General features: G+C 74.7%; 25 protein-coding genes. 12 read left to right on the top strand and 13 right to left on the bottom strand.

Annotated features, from left to right (window positions below):
• Window positions 1–6: 6 nt before the first annotated feature.
• The gene (locus ACK8HX_RS08560) at window positions 7–666 is read right to left on the bottom strand and encodes an HAD family hydrolase (RefSeq protein WP_411940260.1); all 660 of its coding nucleotides are present in this window, start codon (window positions 664–666) and stop codon (window positions 7–9) included.
• 143 nt (window positions 667–809) lie between these two features.
• Between ACK8HX_RS08560 and ACK8HX_RS08555 the strand changes: the two genes are divergently transcribed.
• From ACK8HX_RS08555 to ACK8HX_RS08520, 8 genes are all read left to right on the top strand, one after another.
• The gene (locus ACK8HX_RS08555; RefSeq protein WP_411940259.1) at window positions 810–1,499 is read left to right on the top strand and encodes a uracil-DNA glycosylase; all 690 of its coding nucleotides are present in this window, start codon (window positions 810–812) and stop codon (window positions 1,497–1,499) included.
• A 65-nt stretch (window positions 1,500–1,564) separates the two neighbouring features.
• Window positions 1,565–2,338, top strand: coding sequence for an SGNH/GDSL hydrolase family protein (locus tag ACK8HX_RS08550; protein ID WP_411940338.1), 774 nt, complete (start codon window positions 1,565–1,567; stop codon window positions 2,336–2,338).
• A gap of 43 nt (window positions 2,339–2,381) precedes the next feature.
• Window positions 2,382–2,777 carry a TOBE domain-containing protein gene (locus tag ACK8HX_RS08545; protein ID WP_411940258.1) on the top strand — a complete coding sequence of 132 codons (396 nt, stop codon included), beginning with the start codon at window positions 2,382–2,384 and terminating at the stop codon, window positions 2,775–2,777.
• A complete protein-coding gene (gene modA / locus ACK8HX_RS08540; protein WP_411940257.1) occupies window positions 2,774–3,619 on the top strand; it encodes a molybdate ABC transporter substrate-binding protein in 846 nt (281 codons plus the stop codon). The genes ACK8HX_RS08545 and modA overlap by 4 nt, the downstream gene beginning before the upstream one ends.
• A complete protein-coding gene (locus ACK8HX_RS08535; protein ID WP_411940256.1) occupies window positions 3,616–4,488 on the top strand; it encodes an ABC transporter permease in 873 nt (290 codons plus the stop codon). The genes modA and ACK8HX_RS08535 overlap by 4 nt, the downstream gene beginning before the upstream one ends.
• Entirely contained in the window at window positions 4,485–5,552 is a 1,068-nt protein-coding gene (locus ACK8HX_RS08530) for a sulfate/molybdate ABC transporter ATP-binding protein (protein WP_411940255.1), read from the top strand. Before ACK8HX_RS08535 ends, ACK8HX_RS08530 begins: the two co-directional genes overlap by 4 nt.
• 187 nt (window positions 5,553–5,739) lie before the next feature.
• Complete coding sequence (locus tag ACK8HX_RS08525; protein ID WP_411940254.1) at window positions 5,740–6,894, top strand: acyl-CoA dehydrogenase family protein; 1,155 nt, start codon at window positions 5,740–5,742, stop codon at window positions 6,892–6,894.
• Between the two features lie 73 nt (window positions 6,895–6,967).
• A complete protein-coding gene (locus ACK8HX_RS08520) occupies window positions 6,968–7,441 on the top strand; it encodes a hypothetical protein (RefSeq protein ID WP_411940253.1) in 474 nt (157 codons plus the stop codon).
• A 214-nt stretch (window positions 7,442–7,655) separates the two neighbouring features.
• Here ACK8HX_RS08520 and ACK8HX_RS08515 read toward each other — a convergent pair whose 3' ends face one another.
• The 3 genes from ACK8HX_RS08515 to ACK8HX_RS08505 are packed head-to-tail and all read right to left on the bottom strand — an operon-like array spanning window position 7,656 to window position 10,953.
• Window positions 7,656–9,005, bottom strand: coding sequence for an MFS transporter (locus ACK8HX_RS08515; RefSeq protein ID WP_411940252.1), 1,350 nt, complete (start codon window positions 9,003–9,005; stop codon window positions 7,656–7,658).
• A 42-nt stretch (window positions 9,006–9,047) separates the two neighbouring features.
• Entirely contained in the window at window positions 9,048–10,382 is a 1,335-nt protein-coding gene (gene gabT, locus ACK8HX_RS08510) for a 4-aminobutyrate--2-oxoglutarate transaminase (protein ID WP_411940251.1), read from the bottom strand.
• A gap of 58 nt (window positions 10,383–10,440) precedes the next feature.
• Window positions 10,441–10,953: a DUF2231 domain-containing protein gene (locus ACK8HX_RS08505; RefSeq protein WP_411940250.1), complete on the bottom strand. Its 513-nt coding sequence runs from the start codon at window positions 10,951–10,953 to the stop codon at window positions 10,441–10,443.
• Between the two features lie 239 nt (window positions 10,954–11,192).
• Between ACK8HX_RS08505 and ACK8HX_RS08500 the strand changes: the two genes are divergently transcribed.
• Window positions 11,193–11,882: a response regulator transcription factor gene (locus tag ACK8HX_RS08500; protein WP_411940249.1), complete on the top strand. Its 690-nt coding sequence runs from the start codon at window positions 11,193–11,195 to the stop codon at window positions 11,880–11,882.
• Here ACK8HX_RS08500 and ACK8HX_RS08495 read toward each other — a convergent pair.
• From ACK8HX_RS08495 to ACK8HX_RS08485, 3 genes are all read right to left on the bottom strand, one after another.
• Window positions 11,851–13,215: a sensor histidine kinase gene (locus ACK8HX_RS08495; protein ID WP_411940248.1), complete on the bottom strand. Its 1,365-nt coding sequence runs from the start codon at window positions 13,213–13,215 to the stop codon at window positions 11,851–11,853. The genes ACK8HX_RS08500 and ACK8HX_RS08495 overlap by 32 nt on opposite strands.
• Before the next feature lie 56 nt (window positions 13,216–13,271).
• Entirely contained in the window at window positions 13,272–14,066 is a 795-nt protein-coding gene (locus ACK8HX_RS08490) for a M23 family metallopeptidase (RefSeq protein WP_411940247.1), read from the bottom strand.
• A 185-nt stretch (window positions 14,067–14,251) separates the two neighbouring features.
• Complete coding sequence (locus ACK8HX_RS08485; RefSeq protein ID WP_411940246.1) at window positions 14,252–14,725, bottom strand: MarR family winged helix-turn-helix transcriptional regulator; 474 nt, start codon at window positions 14,723–14,725, stop codon at window positions 14,252–14,254.
• A 144-nt stretch (window positions 14,726–14,869) separates the two neighbouring features.
• Between ACK8HX_RS08485 and ACK8HX_RS08480 the strand changes: the two genes are divergently transcribed.
• On the top strand, window positions 14,870–16,336 hold the full coding sequence (locus tag ACK8HX_RS08480; protein ID WP_411940245.1) for an LLM class flavin-dependent oxidoreductase: 1,467 nt from the start codon (window positions 14,870–14,872) through the stop codon (window positions 16,334–16,336).
• 36 nt (window positions 16,337–16,372) lie between these two features.
• Here ACK8HX_RS08480 and ACK8HX_RS08475 read toward each other — a convergent pair whose 3' ends face one another.
• The 3 genes from ACK8HX_RS08475 to ACK8HX_RS08465 all read right to left on the bottom strand — a co-directional run bounded on the left by ACK8HX_RS08475 (window position 16,373) and on the right by ACK8HX_RS08465 (window position 19,074).
• A complete protein-coding gene (locus tag ACK8HX_RS08475) occupies window positions 16,373–17,365 on the bottom strand; it encodes an anti-sigma factor RsbA family regulatory protein (RefSeq protein ID WP_411940244.1) in 993 nt (330 codons plus the stop codon).
• Window positions 17,366–17,513: 148 nt separating this feature from the next.
• Window positions 17,514–18,122 (bottom strand): NTP transferase domain-containing protein, encoded by a 609-nt coding sequence (locus ACK8HX_RS08470; RefSeq protein WP_411940243.1) that lies wholly within the window; start codon window positions 18,120–18,122, stop codon window positions 17,514–17,516.
• Between the two features lie 61 nt (window positions 18,123–18,183).
• Complete coding sequence (locus ACK8HX_RS08465; RefSeq protein ID WP_411940242.1) at window positions 18,184–19,074, bottom strand: GAF and ANTAR domain-containing protein; 891 nt, start codon at window positions 19,072–19,074, stop codon at window positions 18,184–18,186.
• A gap of 139 nt (window positions 19,075–19,213) precedes the next feature.
• Here ACK8HX_RS08465 and ACK8HX_RS08460 point away from each other — a divergent pair, with 139 nt between their 5' ends.
• Complete coding sequence (locus ACK8HX_RS08460; RefSeq protein ID WP_411940241.1) at window positions 19,214–20,698, top strand: peptide ligase PGM1-related protein; 1,485 nt, start codon at window positions 19,214–19,216, stop codon at window positions 20,696–20,698.
• Between the two features lie 364 nt (window positions 20,699–21,062).
• On the opposite strand, the gene ACK8HX_RS08455 is transcribed toward ACK8HX_RS08460, so the two are convergent.
• Complete coding sequence (locus tag ACK8HX_RS08455) at window positions 21,063–21,491, bottom strand: Hsp20/alpha crystallin family protein (RefSeq protein ID WP_411940240.1); 429 nt, start codon at window positions 21,489–21,491, stop codon at window positions 21,063–21,065.
• Between the two features lie 126 nt (window positions 21,492–21,617).
• On the opposite strand from ACK8HX_RS08455, the gene ACK8HX_RS08450 reads away from it, so the two are divergent.
• Window positions 21,618–21,938, top strand: a complete 321-nt coding sequence (locus tag ACK8HX_RS08450; protein ID WP_411940239.1) for a MerR family transcriptional regulator — start codon at window positions 21,618–21,620, stop codon at window positions 21,936–21,938.
• A gap of 31 nt (window positions 21,939–21,969) precedes the next feature.
• Here the strand turns inward: ACK8HX_RS08450 and ACK8HX_RS08445 are convergent, their stop codons facing one another.
• Both ACK8HX_RS08445 and ACK8HX_RS08440 read right to left on the bottom strand, forming a co-directional pair.
• Window positions 21,970–22,965 (bottom strand): ATP-grasp domain-containing protein, encoded by a 996-nt coding sequence (locus ACK8HX_RS08445; RefSeq protein ID WP_411940238.1) that lies wholly within the window; start codon window positions 22,963–22,965, stop codon window positions 21,970–21,972.
• On the bottom strand, window positions 22,962–24,143 hold the full coding sequence (locus ACK8HX_RS08440) for a flavohemoglobin expression-modulating QEGLA motif protein (protein WP_411940237.1): 1,182 nt from the start codon (window positions 24,141–24,143) through the stop codon (window positions 22,962–22,964). Before ACK8HX_RS08440 ends, ACK8HX_RS08445 begins: the two co-directional genes overlap by 4 nt.
• Between the last annotated feature and the right edge of the window lie 82 nt (window positions 24,144–24,225).

The raw sequence follows: 24,225 nt of genomic DNA, 5'->3' as shown, positions 1-24,225 counted from the left end.
GCGAGTCTAGGTGCGGGCTCCGCCGAGGAGGTACGCGTGCAGGTCGGCGACCGTGTCGAGGACCGCGTCGGGCCCGGACGCCTCGAGGGCGCCGCGCTCGCCGGCCCCCCACGTGACCGCGACCGCCGCCATCCCCGCGCCCCTCGCGGCGAGGACGTCGACCGTCGCGTCGCCGACGTAGACGCAGGCTGCCGGGTCGACGCCGAGGGTCGCCGCGGCGTGGAGGAGGGGGTCGGGGTCCGGCTTGTGGCGGGTGGTGTCCTCGAGCGCGGCGACGACCTCGATGACGCCGTCGAGGCCGACACCGTCGAGGGCCAGCCGCGCGGTCTCACGGCGCTTGGAGGTCGCGACGGCCGTCGTCACGCCGGCCTCGCCGAGCGCGGCGAGGAGCTCGGGGACGCCGTCGTACCGGCGGATGAGCGCGGCGGTGTTGGCCAGGTTCCACTCTCGGTAGGTCTCGTCGAGGACGTGGCCGTGCTCGGGGCTCTCCTCGAGGAGCGCGCCGAGCAGCGGGCGCCCGATCCAGGCACGCGCTCGGGCCTCCTCGACCTCCTCGCCGAGCACCTCCCGGAAGGCGTGCTGGTACGAGGCGACGATGAGGGGGATGGTGTCGGCGAGCGTGCCGTCGAGGTCGAACAGCACGGTGCGCCAGCGCGGGGAGGTCACGGGGCCAGTCTGCCGACCCCGGCGGTGGGGCCCCGGCCCCGGTCCCCCGTCGAGTGGCCACGACACGTTGACGAACCGGCCGGACCTTCAGCGTGTCGTGGCCACTCGACCGCGGCGGGGGCCCGGAGGCTACGGTGAGGACGATGTCCACCTCGACCCCGGCCCGGCCCCTGCGCGACCTCGTGCACCCGTCGTGGGCCGAGGCCCTCGCCCCGGTCGAGCCCGTCGTCGCCAGCCTCGGGGAGTTCCTCCGCGGCGAGGTCGCGGCGGGGCGGGGCTACCTCCCCGGCGGCCCGATGGTGCTGCGCGCCTTCGAGCGGCCCCTCGCCGACGTGCGGGTGCTCGTCGTCGGCCAGGACCCGTACCCGACCCCGGGGCACGCCGTGGGCCTGTCGTTCTCGGTGGCCCCGGACGTCCGGCCGGTGCCCCGCAGCCTCGCCAACATCTTCGCCGAGCTCGGCACCGACCTCGGGGTGCCGACCCCGAGCAGCGGCGACCTCACCCCGTGGGCCGACCAGGGCGTGCTCCTCCTCAACCGGGTCCTCACGGTCACCCCCGGCAAGCCCGCCAGCCATCGCGGCAAGGGGTGGGAGGACGTCACGGCCGCCGCCATCCAGGCCCTCGTCGACCGGGGCGGCCCCCTCGTGGCGATCCTCTGGGGGCGTGACGCCCGGGGCCTCGTGCCGCACCTGCCCGGCATCCCCTGCGTCGAGTCACCCCACCCGAGCCCGCTGTCCGCGCACCAGGGCTTCTTCGGGTCGCGGCCGTTCAGCCGCGCGAACGACCTTCTCGCACAGCAGGGTGGCGAACCCGTCGACTGGAGGCTCCCGTGACCACCACCTCGTCCCGCCGGGTGTGGACCCGGTACGTCGCGATCGGCGACTCCTTCACCGAGGGGATGTCCGACCCCGACCCGCACCGCCCCGGGGCCTTCGTGGGGTGGGCCGACCGCCTCGCGCAGCAGCTCGACGTCCTCGCCGAGCGCGAGCACCTCCCCTTCGGCTACGCCAACCTCGCCGTCCGGGGGCGCAAGCTCGACGACGTCGTCGGGCCCCAGCTCGACACCGCGCTGTCGATGCAGCCCGACCTCGTCTCGATGGTGGGCGGCGGCAACGACCTGCTCCGCCCGACGGCCGACGTCGACGCCCTCGCCGCACGTCTCGAGGACGCCGTCGTCCGGATCCGTCGAACCGGCGCCGACGTCCTCCTCGCGACCCCCACCGACACCCGCGACGCCGGGCTCTTCAAGGCCCTGCGTGGGAGGCATGCGGCCCATGCCGCCAACGTGTTCACCATCGCCCAGCGGCACCGCTGCTTCGTCCTGAACCTCTGGGGGATGGCGGCGCTGCGCGACTGGCGGATGTGGGCCGACGACCGCATCCACCTGACGACCGAGGGGCACCGGCGGGTGGCGCTCGCCGCCCTCACCGCCCTCGGCCACGACACCGACGTCGCCGACTGGACGACCCCGTTGCCCCCGGCGAGCCGGGCCACCCGCGCCGAGATCCTGCGCGGGCACGCCGACTGGGCCCGCACGCACGCCGCACCCTGGGTCCAGCGCCGGTTGCGCGGCACCTCCTCCGGCGACGACGTCGACGCCAAGCGCCCCTCCCTCGGCCACTTCCGCGACCCCGCGGGCGAGCCGACGCACCAGCGCCTCCCGGAGGGCTGAAGGGCCCTCGAGGTTCCGCAGGTGCGGTGCTAATCTGCGATCCATGACGCAGCTGCGAGTCAGTGAGGCCGCCGCGCTGCTCGGGGTCTCCGACGACACCGTCCGCCGGATGGTCGACACCGGTCGCCTCCCCAGCGGCAAGGACGACGCCGGTCGGCTCGTCGTCGACGGAGCCGACCTCGCGACGGTCGCCCAGGAGGTCGCTCACCCGGCACCGGTCGGCGTCGTCGCCGACGAGTCGGCGCGCAACCGCATGCGCGGCATCGTCACCCGCGTCCTCAAGGACACCGTGATGGCGCAGGTCGAGCTCCAGTGCGGACCGTTCCGCGTCGTGTCGCTGATGTCGCGCGAGGCCGTCGACGACCTCGGCCTCGAGGTGGGCTCGGTGGCCGTCGCCACCATCAAGTCCACCAACGTCATCGTCGGGGTGCCGCGATGACGACCGGCCCGGCCGCGGTCCGAGCGGTCCGAGCGGTCCGAGCGGTCCGGGCCGTCCGAGCCGTCCCCGCCGTCGTCGTGCTCCTCGCCCTCCCCCTCCTCATCGGTTGCGGCGCGGGCTCGGCGGACACCGCGACGCGGACCGGCGACGCGACCTCCGGCGCCGGTGCGAGGACCGGCGTCACCGGTGAGGTCACGGTGCTCGCGGCGGCGTCGCTGACCAGGCCCGTCAGGGCGCTGGCCGAGGCGTTCGAGCAGGCCAACCCGGACACGACCATCCGGCTCGGCTTCGGGTCGAGCACGACGCTCGCGCAGCAGATCGCCCAGGGCGCCGAGGTCGACCTCCTCGCCAGCGCCGGCACGCCCGCCCTCGACCAGCTCGGCGACGTCGAGCCCACGAGCACCGTGACGATCGCGCGGAACACCCTCGAGATCGCCACGCCGCCGGGCAACCCCGCGAAGGTCGCCGGGCTCGCCGACCTCGCACGGCGGGACGTCGCCGTCGTCCTCTGCGCCGAGTCCGTCCCCTGTGGCAGGGCCGCCGACGAGGTGCTGACGAGGGCCGGCGTCACCGCGCACGTCGTCTCGCGGGAGGTCGACGTCGGCGCGACGCTGGCCAAGGTCACCCTCGGCGAGGCCGACGCGGCCGTCGTCTACCACTCGGACGTCGTGTCCGCGCGGGGCGCGGTCGAGGGCGTGGTGATCCCGCCCGAGCGGAACACCACCCTCGACTACCCGCTCGCCCGCTTCGGCGAGGACGCCGCCGCCGCTGCCTTCGCCGCGTTCCTCGCCGGGCCGCAGGGGCGCGCGGCGCTGCGGGACGCCGGCTTCCTCGCCCCGTGAAGGACCCGAGCGCCGTGCCCGGTGCCGCCCCACCGGCCGCCGCCCCACCGGCCGCCGCCCCACCGGCCGCCGCCCCGAGGGCCGCGGGCGGGCGGGTCGGCCTGTCCCGGTCCGTCCTCGTCGTCCCCGCCGCCCTCGGCGTCCTCCTCGTCGTCCTCCCTCTCCTCGGCCTGCTCGCGGGCACCGAGTGGGAGGGCGTCCTCGGGCGGCTCGCCGACCCCGACGTCCGGCCCGCACTGCGGCTGTCCGTCGTCACCACGCTCGCGACGGTCGTCGTCTGCTGGCTCCTGGGGACCCCGCTCGCCTGGCTGCTGTCCCGGGCCGAGGGGCGCACGGCCACGTGGCTGCGGGCGGTCCTCACGGTGCCGGTCGTCCTCCCGCCCGTCGTCGGCGGTGTCGCGCTGCTGCTGGCCTACGGGCGGCGTGGCCTCGTCGGCGAGCCGTTGCTCGAGGTCTTCGGCCTGCGGATCCCCTTCACCCCCGTCGCGGTCGTCCTCGCCCAGGTCTTCGTGTCGCTGCCGTTCTACGTGCTCGCCGTCGAGGGCGCGATGCGCGGCATCGACCGCCGGCTGCTCGACGTCTCGGCCACCCTCGGCGCCCGGCCGCTGCGCGTCCTCACCCACGTGGCGCTGCCCCTCGCCGCGCCGGGCATCGCGTCCGGGACGGCCCTGGCGTGGGCCCGCGCCCTCGGCGAGTTCGGCGCGACGATCACCTTCGCGGGCAACTTCGCCGGCGAGACGCAGACGGCCAGCCTGCTCGTGTACGTCGCCCTGCAGGACGACCCGCAGACGGCCGTGGCCCTCAGCCTGCTCCTCCTCGTCGTGGCCGTGGCGGTGCTCGGCCTCCTGCGCGGGAGGTGGGTGCGATGAGCCTGGACGCGCACGTCCGGATGACGCGGGGCGGCCTCGAGCTCGACGTCACCCTCGCGGCCCCCGACGGCGGGGTCGTCGCGGTCCTCGGGCCCAACGGCTCCGGCAAGACCTCCCTGCTCCACGCGCTCGCCGGGCTCGTGCGGCTCGGGAGCGGCCACGTCCGGGTCGACGGGACGACGTGGGCCGACGAGCGCCACCACCTCGACCCGTCGTCCCGGGCCGTCGGGCTGCTCGCGGCCGACCACCTCCTCCTCCCCCACCTCACGGCGCGGCAGAACGTCGCGTTCGGCCCGCGCAGCCGGGGGACGTCGCGCCGCGAGGCCACGGCGCGCGCCGACCGCGAGCTCGACGCCCTCGGCCTGCTCGACCTCGGGCCGCGCCGCCCCGCCCAGCTCTCGCACGGGCAGGGCCAGCGGGTGGCCCTGGCACGGGCCCTCGCGACCGACCCCGCCCTCCTCCTCCTCGACGAGCCGCTCTCGGCGCTCGACCCCGCGCTGCGCCCCCAGGTCCGCGCAGGGCTCGCCGCCCGGCTGCGCGACTTCCGGGGCACGACGGTCCTCGTCACGCACGACCCGCTCGACGCCCTCACGCTCGCCGACCACCTCGTGTTCGTCGAGGCCGGCCGCGTCGTCCAGGAGGGCACGCCCACCGAGGTCGTCGAGCGCCCCCGCGACGCCTACGTCGCCCATGTCGTCGGACTCAACCTCCATGCCGGGCGGGCCGACGACGGCGACGGCGTCGAGACGGCGATCGGCACGGTCGTCTCCGCGGGGCACGCGCACCGCGGCCCCTCGTGGGTCGCGTTCGCCCCGTCGGCGGTCGCCCTCTACGCCGACCCGCCGCGCGGCTCGACGCGCAACACGTGGCCGGTGCACGTCACGGCGGTCGAGCTCGTCGGCCGGACCGCGCGGGTGCGGCTCGCGGTCGACGGCGCCCCGGAGGACGTCGCCCCCCTCATCGCGGAGGTCACCGCGGCGTCGGTGGCGGCCCTGCGCCTCCAGCCGGGGACGGCGCTGTGGGCCGGCGTCAAGGCGACCGAGGTCTCCGCCTACCCCGCCTGAGCCCCGCCCCGCCCTCTCCCGGCTGCTTCTCCTGTGTCCCCTCTCCCCTCTCCCCTCTCCCCTCCTCCACGGGCGAACGTGGGTGAAGATCGTCGGCCGGGCGACGGTCTTCACCCACGTCGTGAGGAAGGGCAGGGGCGGGCGCGACGTTTTGTTGGACGTCCGAGCACCTCGGTACCCTCGGCCCATGGTGGCGACGAGGCTGATGCCGACCGAGGAGGGCCAGGACCTCATCGACCTGACCCGCGAGATCTGCGCCAAGGAGCTGCGACCCAAGGTCGACGAGGCCGAGCGCGCCGCGGCGGTCGACGAGTCCTTCCCCACGGAGACCTTCCGCGTCCTCGGCGAGGCCGGCCTGCTGTCGCTGCCGCACCCCGAGGAGCACGGCGGGTACGGCCAGCCCTACGAGGTCTACCTCCAGGTCGTCGAGGAGATCGCCTCGGCCTGGATGAGCGTCGCCGTCGGGGTGTCGGTGCACTCGCTCACGGCGTTCCCCGTGACGACGTTCGGCAGCGCCGAGCAGCGCGCCGCCCTCCTTCCCGGCATGCTCTCCGGCGCGCAGCTGGGCGCGTACTGCCTGTCCGAGCCCCTCGCCGGCAGCGACATCGCCTCGATGACGACGCGCGCCACCCGCGACGGCGACCAGTACGTCGTCAAGGGCCGCAAGGCGTGGATCAGCCACGCGGGGCACGCCGACTACTACACGACCTTCGCCCGCACGTCCGACGACGGCGGCAGGGGGCTGTCCTGCCTCGTGGTCCCCGCCGACGCCGAGGGCCTGTCCTTCGGGACACCCGAGAAGAAGATGGGCCTGCACTGCGACACCGTCCGCGAGGTGATGTTCGACGAGGTCCGCGTCGACGCCGACCGGCTCATCGGCTCCGAGGGCCAGGGGATGGCGATCGCCCTCTCCGCGCTCGACGCCGGGCGCCTCGGCATCGCCGCCGCGTCGACCGGGCTGGCCCAGTCGGCGCTCGACCTCGCGGCGGGGTACGCGAAGGAGCGGAAGCAGTTCGGCCGGGCCATCGGCGAGTTCCAGGGCCTGTCCTTCCTCCTCGCCGACATGGAGGCCGCGGTCACCAGTGCCCGCGCCACCTACCTGCACGCGGCCCGGCTCAAGGACGCGGGCCGCCCGTACAGCAAGGAGGCCGCCGTCGCGAAGCTCGTCGCCACCGACGCGGCCATGAAGGTCACCACCGACGCCGTCCAGGTGCTCGGCGGGGCCGGCTACACCCAGGACTTCCCCGCCGAACGCTTCATGCGCGAGGCCAAGGTCACGCAGATCTTCGAGGGCACCAACCAGATCCAGCGCCTCGTCATCGGCCGCCACGTCCTGCGCTGAGCACCGGCGACGGAACCACGCGCCCCGGCGGGACGCCTAGGTACTGGAAGACCTCCCACCAGCAGGAGCCGACATGTCCCGACCCGCCAGCGCCGTGCTCGCCGCCGTCGCCCTCGCCGGCCTCGCCCTGACCACCGCCTGCGGGAGCACCCCGACCACCCCGGGCTCTTCGAGCCCGAGCCCCACGAGCCCGGCGAGCGCCACCCCCGCCCCGCCCCCGGCCTCCCCCACGACCCCGGCCCTGCCCACCGGCGGCACGGTCCCCGACGACGTGCGCGAGCGCCCTGCCGTGGCCGCCGCCCTCGAGGACGCTGCCGACCGGCAGCGGGTGACGTCCGACCAGGTCGACGTCGCGGCGTTCACCCCCGTGACGTGGAACGACGGCTCACTCGGCTGCCCGAAGGCGGACATGTCCTACACCCAGGCGACGATCGAGGGAGAGCTGCTCATCCTGCGCGTCGGGACGGCGCTCCTGCAGTACCACGGGCGCACCGGCGGGCCGTACACCTACTGCGAGGCGCCCAGCGGCGGCTACGCCGTCGGCTGACACGGGGGCTGTTCAGGAGGGTCGGGAGATGGATGACCGGGCCATCTCATACGTGGCCCGGTCACGGAGATTCTGCCAAAGCGCCTGCGGCCCGCCGTGACCGACACCCCGACGACGGCCGAACACCTCGTGAACACCACCCCCCTCAACCTGGGCACCCGAACCGAAGGTTCCGGCATCAGGCGGGAAAGTGGAGGTCAGGGAGGTCCGCGGGTCAGGCGTCCGGCTCGCGGGAGATGCCGGGGAGCAGGGTGTCGCCCCGGCGCAGCGCCTCGAGGGCGGCCGGGTCGACGTCCTCGACGTACCGCAGGCTCTTGCGGCGGTACCGGACGAGCTGGACGATCCCGAGCCCCCAGAAGAGGAACTGCACCGACATCGCGAGGCGGAAGTCCTCGAGCGTGTAGGTGTCCGGGCCGCCGGGTGCCAGCCGGTCGAGGACGATGCCGATGAGGGCGATCGCGACGAGCGAGGCCGTGAACCCGCCGACGTTGACGACCCCCGTCGCCCGGCCCAGCCGCGACGACGGGTGGAAGGTCCTCGCGAGGTCGAAGCCCACCATCGACCCGGGGCCGCCGACCGCGGTGACGACGACGAGCACGGTGAGCAGCCACACCGGGGCGCGCCCGGGCCAGAGGAGGACGACCGCCCACACGGTCGCGATGGCGCACACGATCCCGAGGACGAGCTGGCTGCGCCGGTACGGCACCCGGGAGGTGAACGCGGCGACGACGGGCCCGAACGCCATCGCCGTGACCGTCATGACGACGAGGAGCAGCGAGGCGGTGCCGGGGTCGAGCCCCTCGCCGCGGACGAGGAACGGGTAGCCCCAGAGCATCGTGAACACGGTCGCCCCGAACTGCGAGGTGAAGTGGACCCAGAGGCCCAGCCGGGTGCCCGGGTTGCCCCACACCTCGGCGAGGGTGCGCGCCAGCGCCCGCACCTTGATCCGCTCGACCGCCTCACCGCGGTAGGGCGAGTCCTTGACGAGGAGGGCGAGGGCGACGGTGAGGACGAGCCCGACCGAGGCCGCCGACGCGAACGAGCGGGTCCACCCCCAGGTCGACAGCGCTGCGGCGAGGGGCGTCGCGGCCCCGATGGCGCCGAGCTGGCCGACGACCCCGGTCAGCTGGGTGACGAACGGTGCCTGCTTGACCCGGAACCACACCGCGACGAGGCGCAGGAGCGAGGTGAAGACCATCGCGTCGCCGGCCCCGAGGAGGACGCGCGCGGCCAGCCCGGCCTCGAAGGACCCCGCCCAGGCGAACCACAGCTGGCCGCCGGTCATGAGCGCGAGCCCGGCGAGCATGAGCCGCTTCGACCCGAACCGGTCGAGCAGCACCCCGACGGGGATCTGCATCGCCGCGTAGACCGCGAGCTGGACGACGGTGAACGTCGACAGCTGGGCGGCGCTGATGTCGAACCGCTCGGCCGCGAGCAGCCCCGCGACCCCGAGGGAGGTCCGGTGGAAGACGGCGAGGACATAGACCGACAGGCCCACGACCCAGATGACCCACGCCCGGCGCCGCCCGATGGTGTGCACCTGGCGAAGAACGGGACGGGTCACCGGCCGATTCTAGGTTCGGGGGACGGCGAGCACCCCGGGCGTTCAGCCGACGGCGGCCGTGAAGGCCTCCTCGAGGACGTCGAGGCCCTCGTGGAGCAGCTCGTCGGAGATCGACAGCGGCGGCAGGAACCGGAAGACGTTGCCGTAGGTGCCGCAGGTCAGCGTGATGAGCCCGCGCTCGTGGCAGCCCTTGTTGACCGCCGAGGTCAGCGCGGCGGCCGGCTCCCTGGTCTCCGGGTCGGTGACGAGCTCCATCGCGATCATCGCGCCGCGGCCGCGGACGTCACCGACCTCGTCGTACTTCTCGGCGAGACGGCCGAGTCGGTCGAGGAGGACCTCGCCGATCTCGCGCGCGCGGCCCGCGAGGTCGTCCTCCTCCATCGACTCGATCGAGGCGAGCGCCGCGGCGCAGGCGACGGGGTTGCCGCCGTAGGTGCCGCCGAGCCCGCCGGCGTGCACGGCGTCCATGACGTCGGCGCGGCCGGTGACCGCGGCGAGCGGCATGCCGCCGGCGATGCCCTTGGCGGTCGTCACGAGGTCGGGGACGACGCCCTCGTGGTCGCAGGCGAACCAGTCGCCGGTGCGGCAGAAGCCGGACTGGACCTCGTCGGCGATGAGGAGGATGCCGTGCTCGCGGCACCACTCGGCGAGCCCGGGCAGGAACCCCTCCGGGGGCACGATGAACCCGCCCTCGCCCTGGATCGGTTCGATGATGACGGCCGCCGTGTTCTCCTCACCGACCTGTGCGTGCACCTGGTCGGTGATGACGCGCAGGGCCTCCTCGGCGCAGCGGTCGGCCCCGCCCGGCCAGCGGTACGGGTAGGCCATCGGCACGCGGTACAGCTCCCCGGCGAACGGCCCGAACCGGTGCTTGTACGGCATGTTCTTCGCCGTGAGGCCCATCGTGAGGTTCGTGCGGCCGTGGTACCCGTGGTCGAACGCGACGACGGCCGGGCGGCCGGTCACGTGCCGGGCGATCTTCACGGCGTTCTCGACGGCCTCGGCGCCGGAGTTGAACAGGGCCGAGCGCTTCTCGTGGTCGCCGGGCGTCAGGGCGTTGAGCTTCTCGCAGACCGCGACGTAGGAGTCGTAGGGCGTCACCATGAAGCACGTGTGCGTGAAGGCGTTGACCTGCGCCGTCACGGCGTCGATGACGCGCTGGTTGCCGTTGCCGACGGTCGTCACGGCGATGCCGGAGCCGAAGTCGATCAGCTGGTTGCCGTCGACGTCGCGGACGATGCCGCCCGCGCCCTCGACGACGTAGACGGGCAGCCCGGTACCGACCCCTGCAGAGACGGCGGCCGTCTTGCGGGCCTGCATCGCCCGGGAGGCCGGGCCGGGGATGGATGTCGCGAGGATCCGTCGCTGCTCGATCATGGCGCGATCCTATCCGCGCCCACGACCGGCGTGAACCACGGATTCCGTCGTCCGGAGGTCATCCGGCGGTCGAGCTCCCGATGATGTCGCTCCACACGACGGTCGACCCGGAATGGCCCGCCAGCACGACGAGCACGATGACCGCGACCCCGGCCAGACCCACCGCGACGGCGACGACGGTCTCGAGCGCGCCACCCGGCCCGCCCGCGTCCTCCCGTCCCGCCGACCGGCGACGCAGGAGCACGACGGCCACGACGACGAGCCCGAGGAAGAGGAAGGCGACGTTGCGCGCCTGCTCACCGCGCTCGGAGTGCTCCCCGATGGCCGCGAGGACGTCCTCGCCGAGCCCCAGTCTCGCGAGCCGGGCCTGGAGGGCCTCGCCGCTCTGGGTCGCGACGAACGCGGTGAGCGCGGCGACCGCCGCGAGCCCCAGGAGCGGCCACGCGAGGAGGGCCCGACGGGACGGGAGGGCGGCGAAGGCCACCCCGGCCACGCCGGCGAGGGGCCCCAGCACGACGACGGCGTGGATGACGAGGACGTGGACCGGCAACCCGGCGACGGTGTCGAACACGGGACTCTCCCTCCGCGGTGGCGTGGCACCACGGTAGGACGGGCGCCGCACGGGTCGGCAGGTCCGGCGGGATCACAACTCGGACACACGCGAAAGGCGTCCGGGAGATGCGTGCAGGGGGTTCGCATCTCCCGGACGCCGGTTCCGGGGGCCGGGGCGCGCTTGAGCGGCAAACCCTCGACGTGGTGAGTAGATTACAGCCAGACCGCTGAGATTCCCCTGAGAAAGCGGGAAATGTCGTGAGGCTTCTTCTGGTCGAGGACGAGCGCCCGTTGGCGGACGCCCTCGAGGACGCCCTCCGGGAGGAGGGCTGGGTCGTCGACCACTCCGCCGACGGCCGGGACGGGCTGCGGATGGCGCTGCTCGGGCAGTACGACGTGGTGGTCCTCGACATCATGCTGCCCTCGCTCAACGGCTACGACGTCCTCAAGCACATGCGCCGGCGGAAGGTGTGGACCCCCGTGCTCATGCTCACCGCGAAGGACGGCGAGTTCGACCAGACCGACGCCTTCGAGCTCGGCGCCGACGACTACGTGACCAAGCCGTTCAGCACGCGGGTCCTCCTCGCCCGCCTCCAGGCCCTCTCGCGGCGCGGCGCCCCCGAGCGCCCGGTCGCCCTCACCGTCGGCTGCCTCAGCCTGGACCCCACCACCCGGCGGGTCACCCGCGAGGGCCGCGAGATCCAGCTGACCGCCCGGGAGTACGCCCTGCTCCACCACCTCATGCGCAAGGCCGGGCAGGTGCAGAGCAAGAGCGAGATCCTCGAGAACGTCTGGGACAGCGACTACCCCGGCGCCGACAACGTCGTCGAGGTCTACATCGGCTACCTGCGCCGCAAGATCGACGCGCCCTTCGAGACGAAGTCGCTCGAGACGGTGCGCGGGATGGGCTACCGCCTCAACCCGATCGAGCCTCGACCGGGATCCTGACCGCGAAGCGGCACCACCCCTCCGGCGTCTCCTCGGCGGTGACGCTGCCCCCGTGGGCCCGCACGATCTCGGCGACGATCGCGAGGCCGAGGCCGGTGCCCCCGGTGTCGCGGGTCCGTGAGTCGTCGAGGCGGACGAACCGGCCGAAGATGCGCTCCCGGTCCTCCTCCGGCACCGGTGGCCCGTCGTTGTCGACGACGAGGTGCGCGAGGTCGCCCTCACGGTCCAGGACGACGCGGACCTGCCGGTCCATGTGCCTCGCCGCGTTCTCCAGCAGGTTGCGGACGACCCGGCCGAGGCGGTGCGGGTCGCCGGTGACGCGGACCGGCTCGACGCTCACCTCGACCGGCAGGCCTCGGGCCCGCAGCGCTCCGGCCTCGCCGACGACCACGTCGTCGAGGTCGACGTCCTCACGGGAGGCGGCACCCTGCTGCTCGTCCGCGGAGGCGAGCGCGAGGAGGTCGTCCACGAGGACCGAGAGCCGGTCGACCTCCGCCGACGCCCGGTTCGCCGTCCCCGTGCGCTCCGCGAGGGGGCGGTCCTCCCCGAGCCGGTCGAGGAGGACGCGGATCGTCGCGAGGGGGCTGCGCAGCTCGTGCCCGGCGTCGGCGACGAAGGCGCGACGGGCCGCGTCGGCCTCGCGGAGCCGTTCGAGGACGACGTTGAGCGTCTCGGCGAGGCGCGAGAGCTCGTCGCGCCCGGGCGGCACCTCGAGGCCCGGGGCGGGGCGCGAGGCGACGAGGGCGTCCATCTGGTCGCGCATCCGGTCCACGGGTCGCAGGGCCTGCCCCACCGCGAAGGTCGTCACGGCGGCGAGGAGGGCGACCAGCCCCGTGGCGCCGATGAGGGCGAACTCCATGGACCGGCCGAGCGCCGTGGTCTCCACGCGGGTCGGCACCGCGACGATCGCGGTGTAGCGCTCGCCGTCGGCGCCGGTCCCGTCGGCCGCGGCGACGGCGTAGCGGCCCTCGCCGATGCCGGGCAGGGCGGAGACGAGCTCGGAGCGCACCTGGCCCCGCGCGAGCGCCGGGTCGGCGATGGGACCGCCCGCCCGCGCGTCCGACGTGACGACCATCCGGCCGTCCGGGCGGACCACCTGGGACACGCGGGTCGTGAGGTCGCCGACGTGGATCTGCTGCAGCTCGTCGACGGTGTGCAGGCCGATGTCCGCGCGCAGCTCGAGCGCCTCGGCCACGGCGATCTCGCGGGCCGACACGTCGAACACCTGCCCGAGGGAGGTGTAGACGATGCCGGCGATGGCGGCGCTCACGAGGACGACGACCGGCATCGTCAGCGCGAGGATGCGGCTGCGCAGACCGAGCCGGGGCGCCATGGGGGGAGTCTAGGTTCGGCGGGGCGGGCGCACCCGCCGGTCGCCTGAGGAGGGCCTCAGCCGACGGACATCCCCCGGCGCGCCAGCCACGGCCGGGGGTCGACGGGGTCGTCCCCTCCCCTCGGGTGGATCTCGAGGTGCAGGTGCGACCCGAAGGAGTGGCCGGTGTTGCCGACGAGCCCGACGAGCTCGCCCGCGCGGACGGTCTCGCCGGTGCGGACGAGGCGCCGGCTGAGGTGGCCGTACCAGGAGACGGTGCCGTCCCAGTAGCGGATCTCGAGCTTGTTGCCGAAGCTGAAGACCTCGTCGGAGAGGATCACCGTGCCGCTCGACATCGCGTAGAGCGGGGTGCCGGTGGGGGCACCGATGTCGAGGCCGTCGTGGGTCTTGCCCCAGCGTGGGCCGAAGTCGGACGTGAGGCGTCCGGTGCGGATCGGCTCGACCCACCGGGTGCGCTGGCGTTGCGCCCTGGCCTTGGCCTCCGCCCTGGCCCTGGCCTTGGCAGCCGCCTTCTCCCGGGACCTGCGCTCGGCGACCTTGCGCTTGGCCTCGGCCACCGCCTTGCGCTTGGCGTCGCGGGCGGCCCGCACGCGCGCCTCGGCCCCGCCGCGGACCGCGGACACCTGGATCGCCGCCTCGCTGCGGCGCTGCGCGAGGTCCCTGGTCGTCGCGGCACCGGCCGCCTCCTCGACGGCCACGGCCACGGCCTCCTCGACGCTGAGGTCGATGACCGGGGCCGGGCCGGTGGTCGTGACCCCCACCCGGTCGCCGGCGGTCGTCTGGGCGAGCGAGACGCCGCCCGAGCCCAGGACGAGGGCCGCCGCGGTGACGGTGGGAAGCAGCGCCGTCACGGACCGCCCGGGCCGTCGCGCGGCCGGGCGCGCCGGACGGTGGCGACCGACGTGACGGGACGGCTGAAGGTGGGGCACGGGGACGTCCTCGGATCGGGGCAGGGCGAGGCCGTCCACGGTAGCGAGACCGTTCCGTGACATTCCGGTGTTCGGGAGAATCTGTGGACGACGCAGGTGCCGGGGGGTCAGCGCCGGGCGTCCCGGTCCCCCGCGAGCCCGTCGAGCACCCGTTCGAGCACGGGCGTCAGCGCGGCGACCTCCTGCGGGGTCAGGACGTCGACGAAGAGGCGGCGGACGGTCCGCACGTGGTGCGGCGCGGCGTCCTCGATGGCGGCGCGTCCCGCCTCGGTGACGACGACGTAGGCGCCCCGGCCGTCGTCGACGCAGTCGTCGCGGGCGACGAGGCCGCGCCGCTCCATCCGCGTCACGTGGTGCGAGAGCCGGCTGCGCTCCCAGTCGAGGGCGCGCGCCAGCTCGGAGACGCGCACGCGGCCCTCCTCGCTCTCGGTGAGCCGGACGAGGACGTCGAAGTCCGGCAGGGAGAGCCCGGCGTCGGCCTGGAGGTCGCGGTGCAGGGCGGCGGAGAGGGCGCTGCCCGCGGCGAGCCAGGCACGCCAGAGCCGCTGCTCCTCGGCGGAGAGCCAGGGTGTGGGCACCACGCCGTCAGGCTAGCCGCATGTCCGTGACGCGTCACCGTCCGTCGCGCACCGACCGGTCGAGGTGATCCGGCGGCACCAGGCACCGGCCGAACACCTCGACCCGGGCGGGACGCGGGCCGGACGGGGTCCGGCAGACTGCCGGGCATGACGGTCCCCGACCCGGCCCTCGTCGTGCTCGTCGGCGCCTCGGGGTCGGGCAAGTCCACCTGGGCGGGCCGGCGCTACCGCGCGGAGGAGGTCGTCTCCTCCGACGCCCTGCGCGGGGTGGTCGGCAGCGGACCGCACGACCTCGACGCCTCCGCCGACGCGTTCGCCGTGCTCGAGGCGGTCGTGGCGGCTCGCGTCGGTCGACGCCTCACGACGGTCGTGGACACCCTCGGCCTCGATGCCGGGCGACGCCGGGCCTGGCTGGCCGCGGCACGGGGCGCCGGCCTCCCGGCGGTCGTCGTCGTCCTCGACACCGCGGCGCAGGAGTGCCGCCGCCGCAACGCGTCCCGGGACCGGCCCGTGCCGGCGGCCGTCCTCGACCAGCAGCTCCGGCGGGTGCGCGAGGTCGTCGCCGAGGTCGCCGACGAGGGCTGGGACGACGTCGTCACGGAGCCGGGGGACGCCCCCGCCGCGCCGGCGCCCGGGGCCACGGGCCGCGATGTCACGGCACCGGACGGTCCGGACCGGACCGCCTCGACGGGGGTCGAGGTCCTCCTCCAGGTCGCGCGGTTCCCCTGGGGCGAGGACCCGATGGGCTGGCTGCGCGGCATCGCCCTGGCCGCCGACGAGGCCGGGTTCGCCGGGCTCGCCCTCATGGACCACCTCGTCCAGGTCCCCCAGGTCGGCCGGGCGTGGGACCCGATCCCCGAGCCGTGGGTGGCGCTGGGGTCGCTCGCGGGCCTCGGCACCGGGCTGCGCCTCGGGCCGCTGTGCACCCCGGTGACGTTCCGGCAGCCGGGCATCACGGCGAAGGCGGCGGCCACGCTCTCGGCCCTCAACGGCGGGCGCGCCTTCCTCGGCATCGGGGCCGGGTGGTGGGAGCGCGAGCACGCCGCCTTCGGCCTGCCCTTCCCGCCCGCGGGGGCCCGGCTCGACGAGCTGGAGCTCTCGATCCGCGTCCTGCGGGCGCTGTGGGCCCCCGGGACCAAGGCCTTCGCCGCACCCGGGATCGAGCTGCCCGAGACGACGTCGTACCCGCGCCCCACGGGGCCGCTTCCCGTCGTCGTCGGCGGAGGAGGGGAGCGCCGGACCCTGCGCATCGCCGCCGAGCTCGGCGACGCGTGCAACCTCGTGACCTCCGACCCGGAGGTGCTCCGCCACAAGGTCGAGGTCCTGCGGCGACACTGCGCCGACGTCGGCCGCGCGCCGGAGGAGGTCGCCGTGACCGTCCTCGACCTGGCGGTCGTCGGGCGCGACCGAGACGACGTGTGGGCCCGGGTCGAGCGTCACCGCGGCCGGACGGCAGCCGCGACGTTCGCCTCCCGACGGAACGCGGGAACCGTTGCGCAGCACCGCGACCGGCACGCCGCCCTCGCCGCGTCGGGCGTGTCGACGGTCTTCCTCGCGACGCCCGACCTCGACGACCCGGAGGCCGTCCTCGAGCTCGCCGGCCTCAACGACTGACGGGCCCCCGCCGGGACGGGTGAGGGGCCGCCGCCCTCAGCGCCAGGTGTGGATGCGGACCGTCGTCCCCGTGGGGCCGGACCGGAGCTGGACGAGGTCGCAGAGCTGGTTCGCGAGCCAGAGCCCGCGGCCGTGGTCGTCGTCCCACGCGGGCACCCGGCGGCCGACGAAGAGGTCGTCGATCCGCCCGGCGTCCCGCACCTCGACGACGAGCGCGCCCGGCTCGACCCAGAGCAGCAGGTCGCCCCGGCCGCCGCCGTACTCGACGCTGTTGACGGCGACCTCGTGGACCGCGAGCCCGAGGTCCTCGACCCGCACCGCACTGAACCCGGTGGCGGCCGCCCACTCCTCGGTCATCCTCCGGACGTCGGCCAGGCCGGCGCGGTCGAAGGCCACCACGACCGCCGATGCCGGCGCCGAGGGCAGCTCGGCGGCGAAGAGGTGCGCCGGGTGGCCGCCGTCGCGCAGCCCGGTCGGGCTGCCGTCGACGGTGCCGTGCGAGCGTCGGGCCTCGGCGAGCACGGCGTCCCCGAGGGCGTCGGCGTCGTACGGGCAGAGGAGCCAGAACGGCGTGTGGGACGGGAGCGCCTCGTCGAGCAACGCCTCGTGCAGCTGGCACTCGACGAGCTCGTCGGCGCGCCGGCCGGACCAGATCGGCTCTCCGACACCGCGCATCACCCGGCCGGCGTGGGCGTCGGCGAAGTCGCGCCACGCAGGGATGATGCGGGCCGGGTTGGCGCCCATCTCACCCATGTCGACGAGCCGCACCCCGGACGCCGCCGGGCCCAGCGCATCGCGCAGCGGCGCGACGTGGGAGGGGGCGACCGCGGCCATGACCGCCTCGTCGGCCTCGAGACCGTCGAGCACGAACGGCACGGTGGCGGCGAGGAAGTCGTCGAGGCCGTACCAGAACAGGGCCTCGTGGCGGTAGCCGTCGTGGCCGACCGTCCGGTCGTCGGCGGCCCTTCGAACGTCCCCCTCCGACCGCACGTCGGAGGCACCAGGACGACCGGTGCTCTTCCGGTTCATGAACGCAGTCCTTCCCCGTACAGGTGCGCTCGTCAGGGTCGCGCGGGTGTCTTCCTCGGGAGGGTACTCCCGCCCGGGGGCGAGGTGCAGGGATTCTTCCCGGACGCTCAGGATCCGACCGCGGTGTCGAAGCTGCGAGGGTTCGGCGTCAGGTGGGGGTGCCACGTCCTCCCCGGCGCGCCCGGGAACCGCCCAGGCGCGCGAGGTCGGCGGGGGTGTCCACGTCGGAGATCCCGGAGGCGACGCGGATCTCGGTGTGCCGCAGGTCGAGCAGGAGCCTCGCCGGCCGGCCGTGGGCGGTGTCGGGCAGCACGGCCCGGACGGCCGCCACCCGGTACGCGCCGAGCAACGGGTTGGGGACACCGTCGGGATCGGTCGCGACGACGGCGTCGACCTCGGCGGGACCCCCTCGGAGGGCCTCGACGAGCTCCACCGCAGCCGGCCCGCCGTCGGGCACGTCCCCTGCGAGGACGACGACGAGCGTGGTCGTGACGAGGGCGAGCCCGGCCGCGAGGCCGGCGAGGGGACCGCCGCCGGGCGGGTCCTCCACCGTCCAGGTCACCCAGCGGTCGGTGGGGCGTGCGGGGCCGACCGCGACGACGGCCCATTCCGGGGCGAGCCCGCCGAGCGTCTCACCGAGCACCGTCGACCCTCGCAACGGGGCGGCGAGCTTGTCGGACCCGAAGCGGCGCGAGGTGCCGCCGGCGAGGACGACGGCCGTGACGTCGGTCGGAGACGGAGCGGGCGGTTCGGTCACGGGACCAGTGTCGCCTGCACCCGCCCACACGGTTGCCGGGCGCTCGGTGGAGCCGGTCGGCTCAGCCGTCGGCGAGAGGTCGGTCGGCCTGTCGTCGGTGGACCGCCGGGTCGGCGACGGCGCCGTGGCCACGGGGCCCGGTCGACGGCGACGCCTCGGCCACCGGTGTTGCCACGTCGACGAGCCGGGTGCCGGTGGCCTCCTGACGGTCCCTCAGCCACGTGAGGGCCTCGGCCTCGGTGAGGCCGTGCGCCTCCATGAGCCGACCCACCGCGATCGCGACGACGCGGACGTCGTCCATGGCGAGGACGGCTCGGGCCTCGCGGCCGGCCCCGAGGTGGGCGGTGAGGGTGAGCGAACCGCGGTCGGCCAGTGACCCGATGGTGGCCAGCTCGGCGGGCGTCACGATCCCCGGGCGCACCGCGGCCAGGACGAGCGACCCGACCGGGCGCTCGCCGGGTAGGCCCATCGGCAGGACCGCCCAGCGCCGGAAGGGCAGGGCCGGCGCGTCGGCGGTGCGACCGAAGGCCGTCCACCGGCGGTCGTGGCGGAGGTCGCGGCAGACGACGGCCTCCCCCATCGCGGCACACGAGGAGACCGGACCCTGCCCGAGGCGGATCTCGAGGCCGAGCGCCTCCAGGACGGAGGCACTGCTCGTGCCCACCACCACCGGCCGCTCGCCGGTGTGGTCGACGACGGCGATGGCGTCCAGGTCGGGCAGGCCGTGCTGCCACGTGACGTGGGCGAGGGCATCGCCGGCCGCGGAGCCAGGGAGCAGGTCGGCGGCCACCCTCCCGAGTGCCTCACGGCACTCACCGGCGCGACCGGGCGGGACGTCGTCGGGCACGGCCGAGCGCGCCCGACCCCGAGCCGCGGGGTTGCGCGACGCCTTGGGCTCGAAGCGGTGGTCGGGCGGCAGCCGGACGTGGGTGTCACCTGGCCTGGACGCCATGGGTCTCCCTCCCTCCTCGTGGGTCCTCCATCTGTCGACCCTCGTACCCACCGGGTGGTTCGGCACACCTCCGGCAGGAGCGGTCGACGGCGAGGGCCGAACCCTTCGCCCCAGGTCCGCCCAGCCCTACCCTGATCTCGTGGGTGCCTTCGAGCGTCTGCAGGAGCGGTTGGGCGACGCGCTGGACGCCAACGTGCCGGGCTCGACCGTGGAGCACGTCGTCGTCGCCCTGCCCTCGTACAGCATGTCCGCCACTCTCCTGTCCCACTACCGCTCGCGCCTGGCCGCCCTCGAGCACCGCTTCCTCCTCGGCGCCCTGCAGGCCGGGCGGATCCCCGGCGTGCACGTCGTCCTGGTGACGAGCCGCGACCCGGGCGAGGTCGTCCTCGACTACCACGCCCGCCTCGCCGACCCCCATGCGCCGGAGGGGGTGCGCCGGCGGCTGTCGTGCCTCGTCGTGCCGGACGACAGCCCCCGAGGGGTCGCGGCCAAGCTCCTCGACCGGCCCGACCTCCTCACCGAGCTCCGCGACCGGATCGGCGGGCGGGTCGCCCTCGTCGAGCCGTGGAACGTCACCGCGGCCGAGGTCGAGGTGGCTGTCGCCCTCGACGCCCCGCTCAACGGGCCGGCCCCGCAGATGTGGCCGCTCGGCTTCAAGAGCTCGGCGCGCCGCCTGTTCCGCGAGGCCGGCGTGCCCGTCCCGTGCGGGGAGGAGGGCGTCCACGACGGCACCGACGTCGCCGCGGCGGTGGCGCGCATGCGGCGCAGCCGCCCGGACCTCGACCGCCTGGTCGTCAAGGTGGACGACAGCGGGTCGGGCGACGGCAACCGGGTCGTCTCGACCCGCGACGACCGCGGCGAGCCGCTGGGCGAGGCGGTCCTCGCCGCGCAGGTGCTCCGCGGTGCGCCCGACTGGTTCCTGCGCGACCTGGCGGCGGGGGGCGTCGTCGAGGAGCTCGTCGACGGCCCGCGCGTCACCAGCCCCAGCGCCCAGGTCGACCTCCTCCCCGGCGGCGGCGTCCGCCTCCTCGCCACCCACGAGCAGGTGCTGGGCGGTGCGCAGCGCCAGGAGTTCGTCGGCAGCCGGTTCCCCGCCGACAGCGCCTACGCGGCCGACCTGGCGCGCCACGTGAGCGCGGTCGCCCGGCTGCTCGCCCGGGCCGGTGCCGTCGGGCGGCTGGCGGTGGACTTCGTCGCCGTCGAGGACGCGGGCGGGTGGCGGCTGAACGCCCTCGACCTCAACCTGCGCAAGGGTGGGACGTCCCACTCCTTCGCGGCGCTGCGCCACCTCGTGCCCGGGTGCTACGACGCCGACCGGGGCCGGTGGGTGGCCGAGCACGACGGCGGGCCGCGCTGCTATCGCTCCAGCGACGGTGTGGTCGACCCGGTGTGGCTCGGCCTGGACCCCGGACGGGCCATCGAGGCCGTGGCGGACGCCGGCCTGGCCTTCGACCACGAGCAGGGCGTCGGCGTCGTCCTGCACATGATGGCCGCGCTGGCCGTCGAAGGTCGGGTCGGCGTCACGGCGATCGGCCGCACCGTCGACGAGGCCGACCGGCTGTTCGCGGCCGTCCCCGACGCGCTCCGGGCGGCGGCGAGGCGCCCCGGGTCCCGGACCCGGTGAGCGCCCCGTCCTCCCCTCCCGGCGTGACACCGGGAGAGCGTCAGCCGGATGTCGGGCGGTCCACGCTGCCGCGCGGGCCGGGCCACCCGCGGGTCGGAGCCCACGGCGAGGGTGGCGCCGACCCGCAGGGGTTGCCCGGCCTCCGGGCCCGTCCCCGGCGCGCTCGACCGCGGGGTGGCCGGTGGGTCCGGCCACTCGGCGTCGACGACGGCGTCGAGCTCGGCGCGGACGATGGCGTCGAACTCGGCACGCACGAGGTCGTCGTCGGAGAGCAGCAGGTCGACGAAGGCGTCCGCCTCACGAAGGTCGCGGGTCGCGCGCGCCGGTCCGACCGGTGAGGTCGTCATCACGGCCACCGGGCTCGTCAGGCGGAGATGGCCTGTCGCTGCTCGTGCTGCCCGATCTCGATCTTCCGCGGCTTGGCGCGCTCCGCGACGGGGATCCGCAGTCGCAGGACCCCGTGCTCGTAGTCGGCGACGATGCCGTCGGTGTCGAGGGTGTCCCCGAGGAACAGCTGGCGGCTGAAGACACCGCGCGGCCGCTCGGCGGCGATCAGCTCGCGCTCGTTCGACGCCGGCCGCCGCTCGGCCTTGACCGTGAGGACGTTGCGCTCGACGTCGACGTCGATGCTGCCCGGGTCCACCCCCGGGAGGTCCAGCTCGACGTGGAAGGTGTCTCCGTCGCGCCAGGCGTCGATCGGCATGGCGGCCGGTCGGGCGAGGGTCCCCACGGAGCCGAAGGCCTGCTGGGCCATCCTGTCGAGCTCACGGAAGGGGTCGGTGCGCATCAGCATCGTCATCACCTCCATCTGGTCGTGATGCCCCCGGAGGGGCCACGGATCCTCGTCTGGATCTGTGGTGTGCGCTATAAATTTGATATAGCACCAACCATCGCGGACTCGCAACCCCCCGGAGGGGACATGACCAGCAGACGGACCCGACGCGGCGCGTCGGCGCCCTCGGCCCAGGGCGTCTACGGCATCTCCGTCGCGGCGGGGATGGTGGGCACGGGCGTGCAGAACCTGCGCGCCTACGAGGCGCGCGGTCTCGTGACCCCCGACCGGACCCCCGGAGGGACGCGGCTCTACAGCGCCGATGACGTCGAGCGGCTGCAGCGCATCACCGGACTGCTCGACGACGGCCTCAACCTCGCCGGGATCTCCATGGTGCTTGAGCTCGAGGATGCCAACACCGTTCTCCGCGAGGAGAACTCGGCGCTGCGCTCGCGCTCCGACGAGTAGGCCCCGGCGCGGCCACTGTCGTCGCCCCGACTCACCGGCTCCCCGTGCGCGCCTCCAGCGCGTCGATGACGACGGGGCCCACGTCGACGTCGTAGAGCCGCTCGACGCTCTGCATCCCGCCGGGACTCTCGGCGTTGATCTCGACGACCTTGTCTCCGATGACGTCGATGCCGACGAGGAACATCCCGTCGGCGACGAGCTTGTCGGCCATCGCGGCGACGATGGCACGCTCGGTCTCGCCCACCTCGAGGGGCACCGACCGCCCGCCGACGCTGATGTTGGCGCGCGGGTCGTTCCCCGTCGGCACGCGGCGGAACGCCGCGTACCTGCCGTCGCGCTCGAGGATGCGGCCCTCGAGGACGAAGATCCGGGCGTCACCCTCCTCCTCGCCGTCGACGAACTCCTGCACGACCGCGTAGCCGTCGGCGAGGACCGCCTCGGTCATCTGCGCGAGGTTGGCCTCGTTCTCGTCCTCGACCATGAAGACGTTGCGGCCCTTGGCGCCGTAGAGGGGCTTGACGACCGAGTGGCCGACCTCGCGGACGAACTGCTCGATGGCCGCCGGGTCGCGCGTGACGAGGGAGCGCGGCCGGACCTGCTCGGGGAACTCCTCGAGGTACAGCTTGCTCGTGGCGCGGATCAGCGACATGGGGTCGTTGACGACGGTCACGCCCCGGGCCTTGAGCATCTGGCCGAAGACCGGCGCCAGCGGGGCCGCCCACGGCCGGTCCTGCAGGTCGTCGACCGACTCGTTGCGGATGAAGAGCGCGTCGAGGCCGTCGAGGACGACGCGCTGCGGCTCCTGCTCCTTGATGCGCTCCATGAACGACTCGAGGGTGTCGCGGTCCTCGAGGTGCGCGGCGCGGGCGCGGCCCATGAGGTACCCCTCGCCGGCGCCGACCTCCACGTCGGTGACTCCGAGGTACCAGACCTCGTGGCCGGCCGCGGCTGCCGCTCGCGCGAGCCGGGTCGTCGTGTACTCGTCGACCTCGGTGGGGACGTCGGTCACGAGGAACGCGATCTTCATGCCGTCGTCTCCCCTTCGTAGAGGTCGGTCACGGCCAGCCCGGACCGCAGGCGTTCGAGGCGCTCCTGCGCCCCCGGGACGTCGAGCCACCGCGGCCGGATCCAGGGCGGGTGCAGGACACCGCGGTCCAGCAGGTCCTGGACCAGTGGCACGTGGTCGAGCGAGAGCTTGCCGACGAGCAGGACCTCGAGGTCCAGCCCCTCGGCGAGCGCGTCGAGGAGCCTGACGATGCCTCGCAGGTAGATGGCGTCCTTGACCGAGCCACCGCCCACGACCGCCCTGATCGCGATCGACCACGCCGTCCGGGCCGGGATCGAGTGGTCCGCGCGGAGGCCCTCGAAGATGTCGAGGAAACCGGCGCCGTCGAGGAGGCGCTCGATGGCGACGACCCTCGCCGCGAGGACACGCAGGCGGCGCGGGTCCAGCCCGCCGGTGAGGTACTCGGCGAGCACGGCGAGCCCCTCCTGCGTCTCGTCGTAGCCCGGCAGGCCGATCGTCAGGAGCCGCAACGGCTGGCGGGCGCCGTTCTGGTACGTCACGACGTGGGTCCCGACCTCGTGGTGCAGGAGCGGGTCGACCCGGTCGGCCCGGATGGCGGCCGCCTCGGGGATGAGCAGCCGCCCGAACGAGACCATGAGCTCGGCGACGTCGGCCCGCACCTCGTAGGCGACCGGGAAGTCGGGGTGGTTCTCGCGGTAGCGCTCGAACTCGGCCCGGGCGGCCTCGGCGAAGGCGCCCGCGGTGACGCTCTCGGTGCTCGGGGCCTGGTGCGGGATGGTCCGGAGCAGGTGCTCGGCCGAGGCCGAGAGGGCCTCCGAGACACCGCCGTAGAGCTGCAGCGACCCGTAGACGAACCGCGAGGTGTCGCGGTCCTCCAGCGCCGTGACGATCCGGGCGAGCTCGTCGCGCTTGGCCCGCAGCAACGTGTGCAGCGCCGGGTCCTCCACGTCCTCGACGCGGAGGTCGAAGAGGTCGCGGCGCACGAGGTCGGGGTCGAACTCCAGCGGCCGCAGCCGCAGGGTGGGGGCCACGGCGAAGTCGCTGCGCTCGAAGTCGGTCCAGGCCTCGGCCGCGTTGACGGGCGAGACGTTGAGCAGGACGTCGACGGTCCGCTCGACCTCCGTGAGCCGGCCGTCGATGTCGAGCGCCACCCCGAGGTCGGTCGTGTCGGTCGCCATCCTCCACACCTACCAAACCGCGGCTCCTCGCGGGGCCGAGCCGACGCGCAACCGTTCGAGGCGTCCTCAGGATCGGCGCGCT

Source organism: Oryzobacter faecalis, from assembly GCF_046764005.1.
Classification (GTDB): domain Bacteria; phylum Actinomycetota; class Actinomycetes; order Actinomycetales; family Dermatophilaceae; genus Oryzobacter; species Oryzobacter faecalis.
The sequence above is the reverse complement of the archived record's forward strand: the minus strand, read 5'-3'. Positions and strand labels throughout refer to the sequence as shown.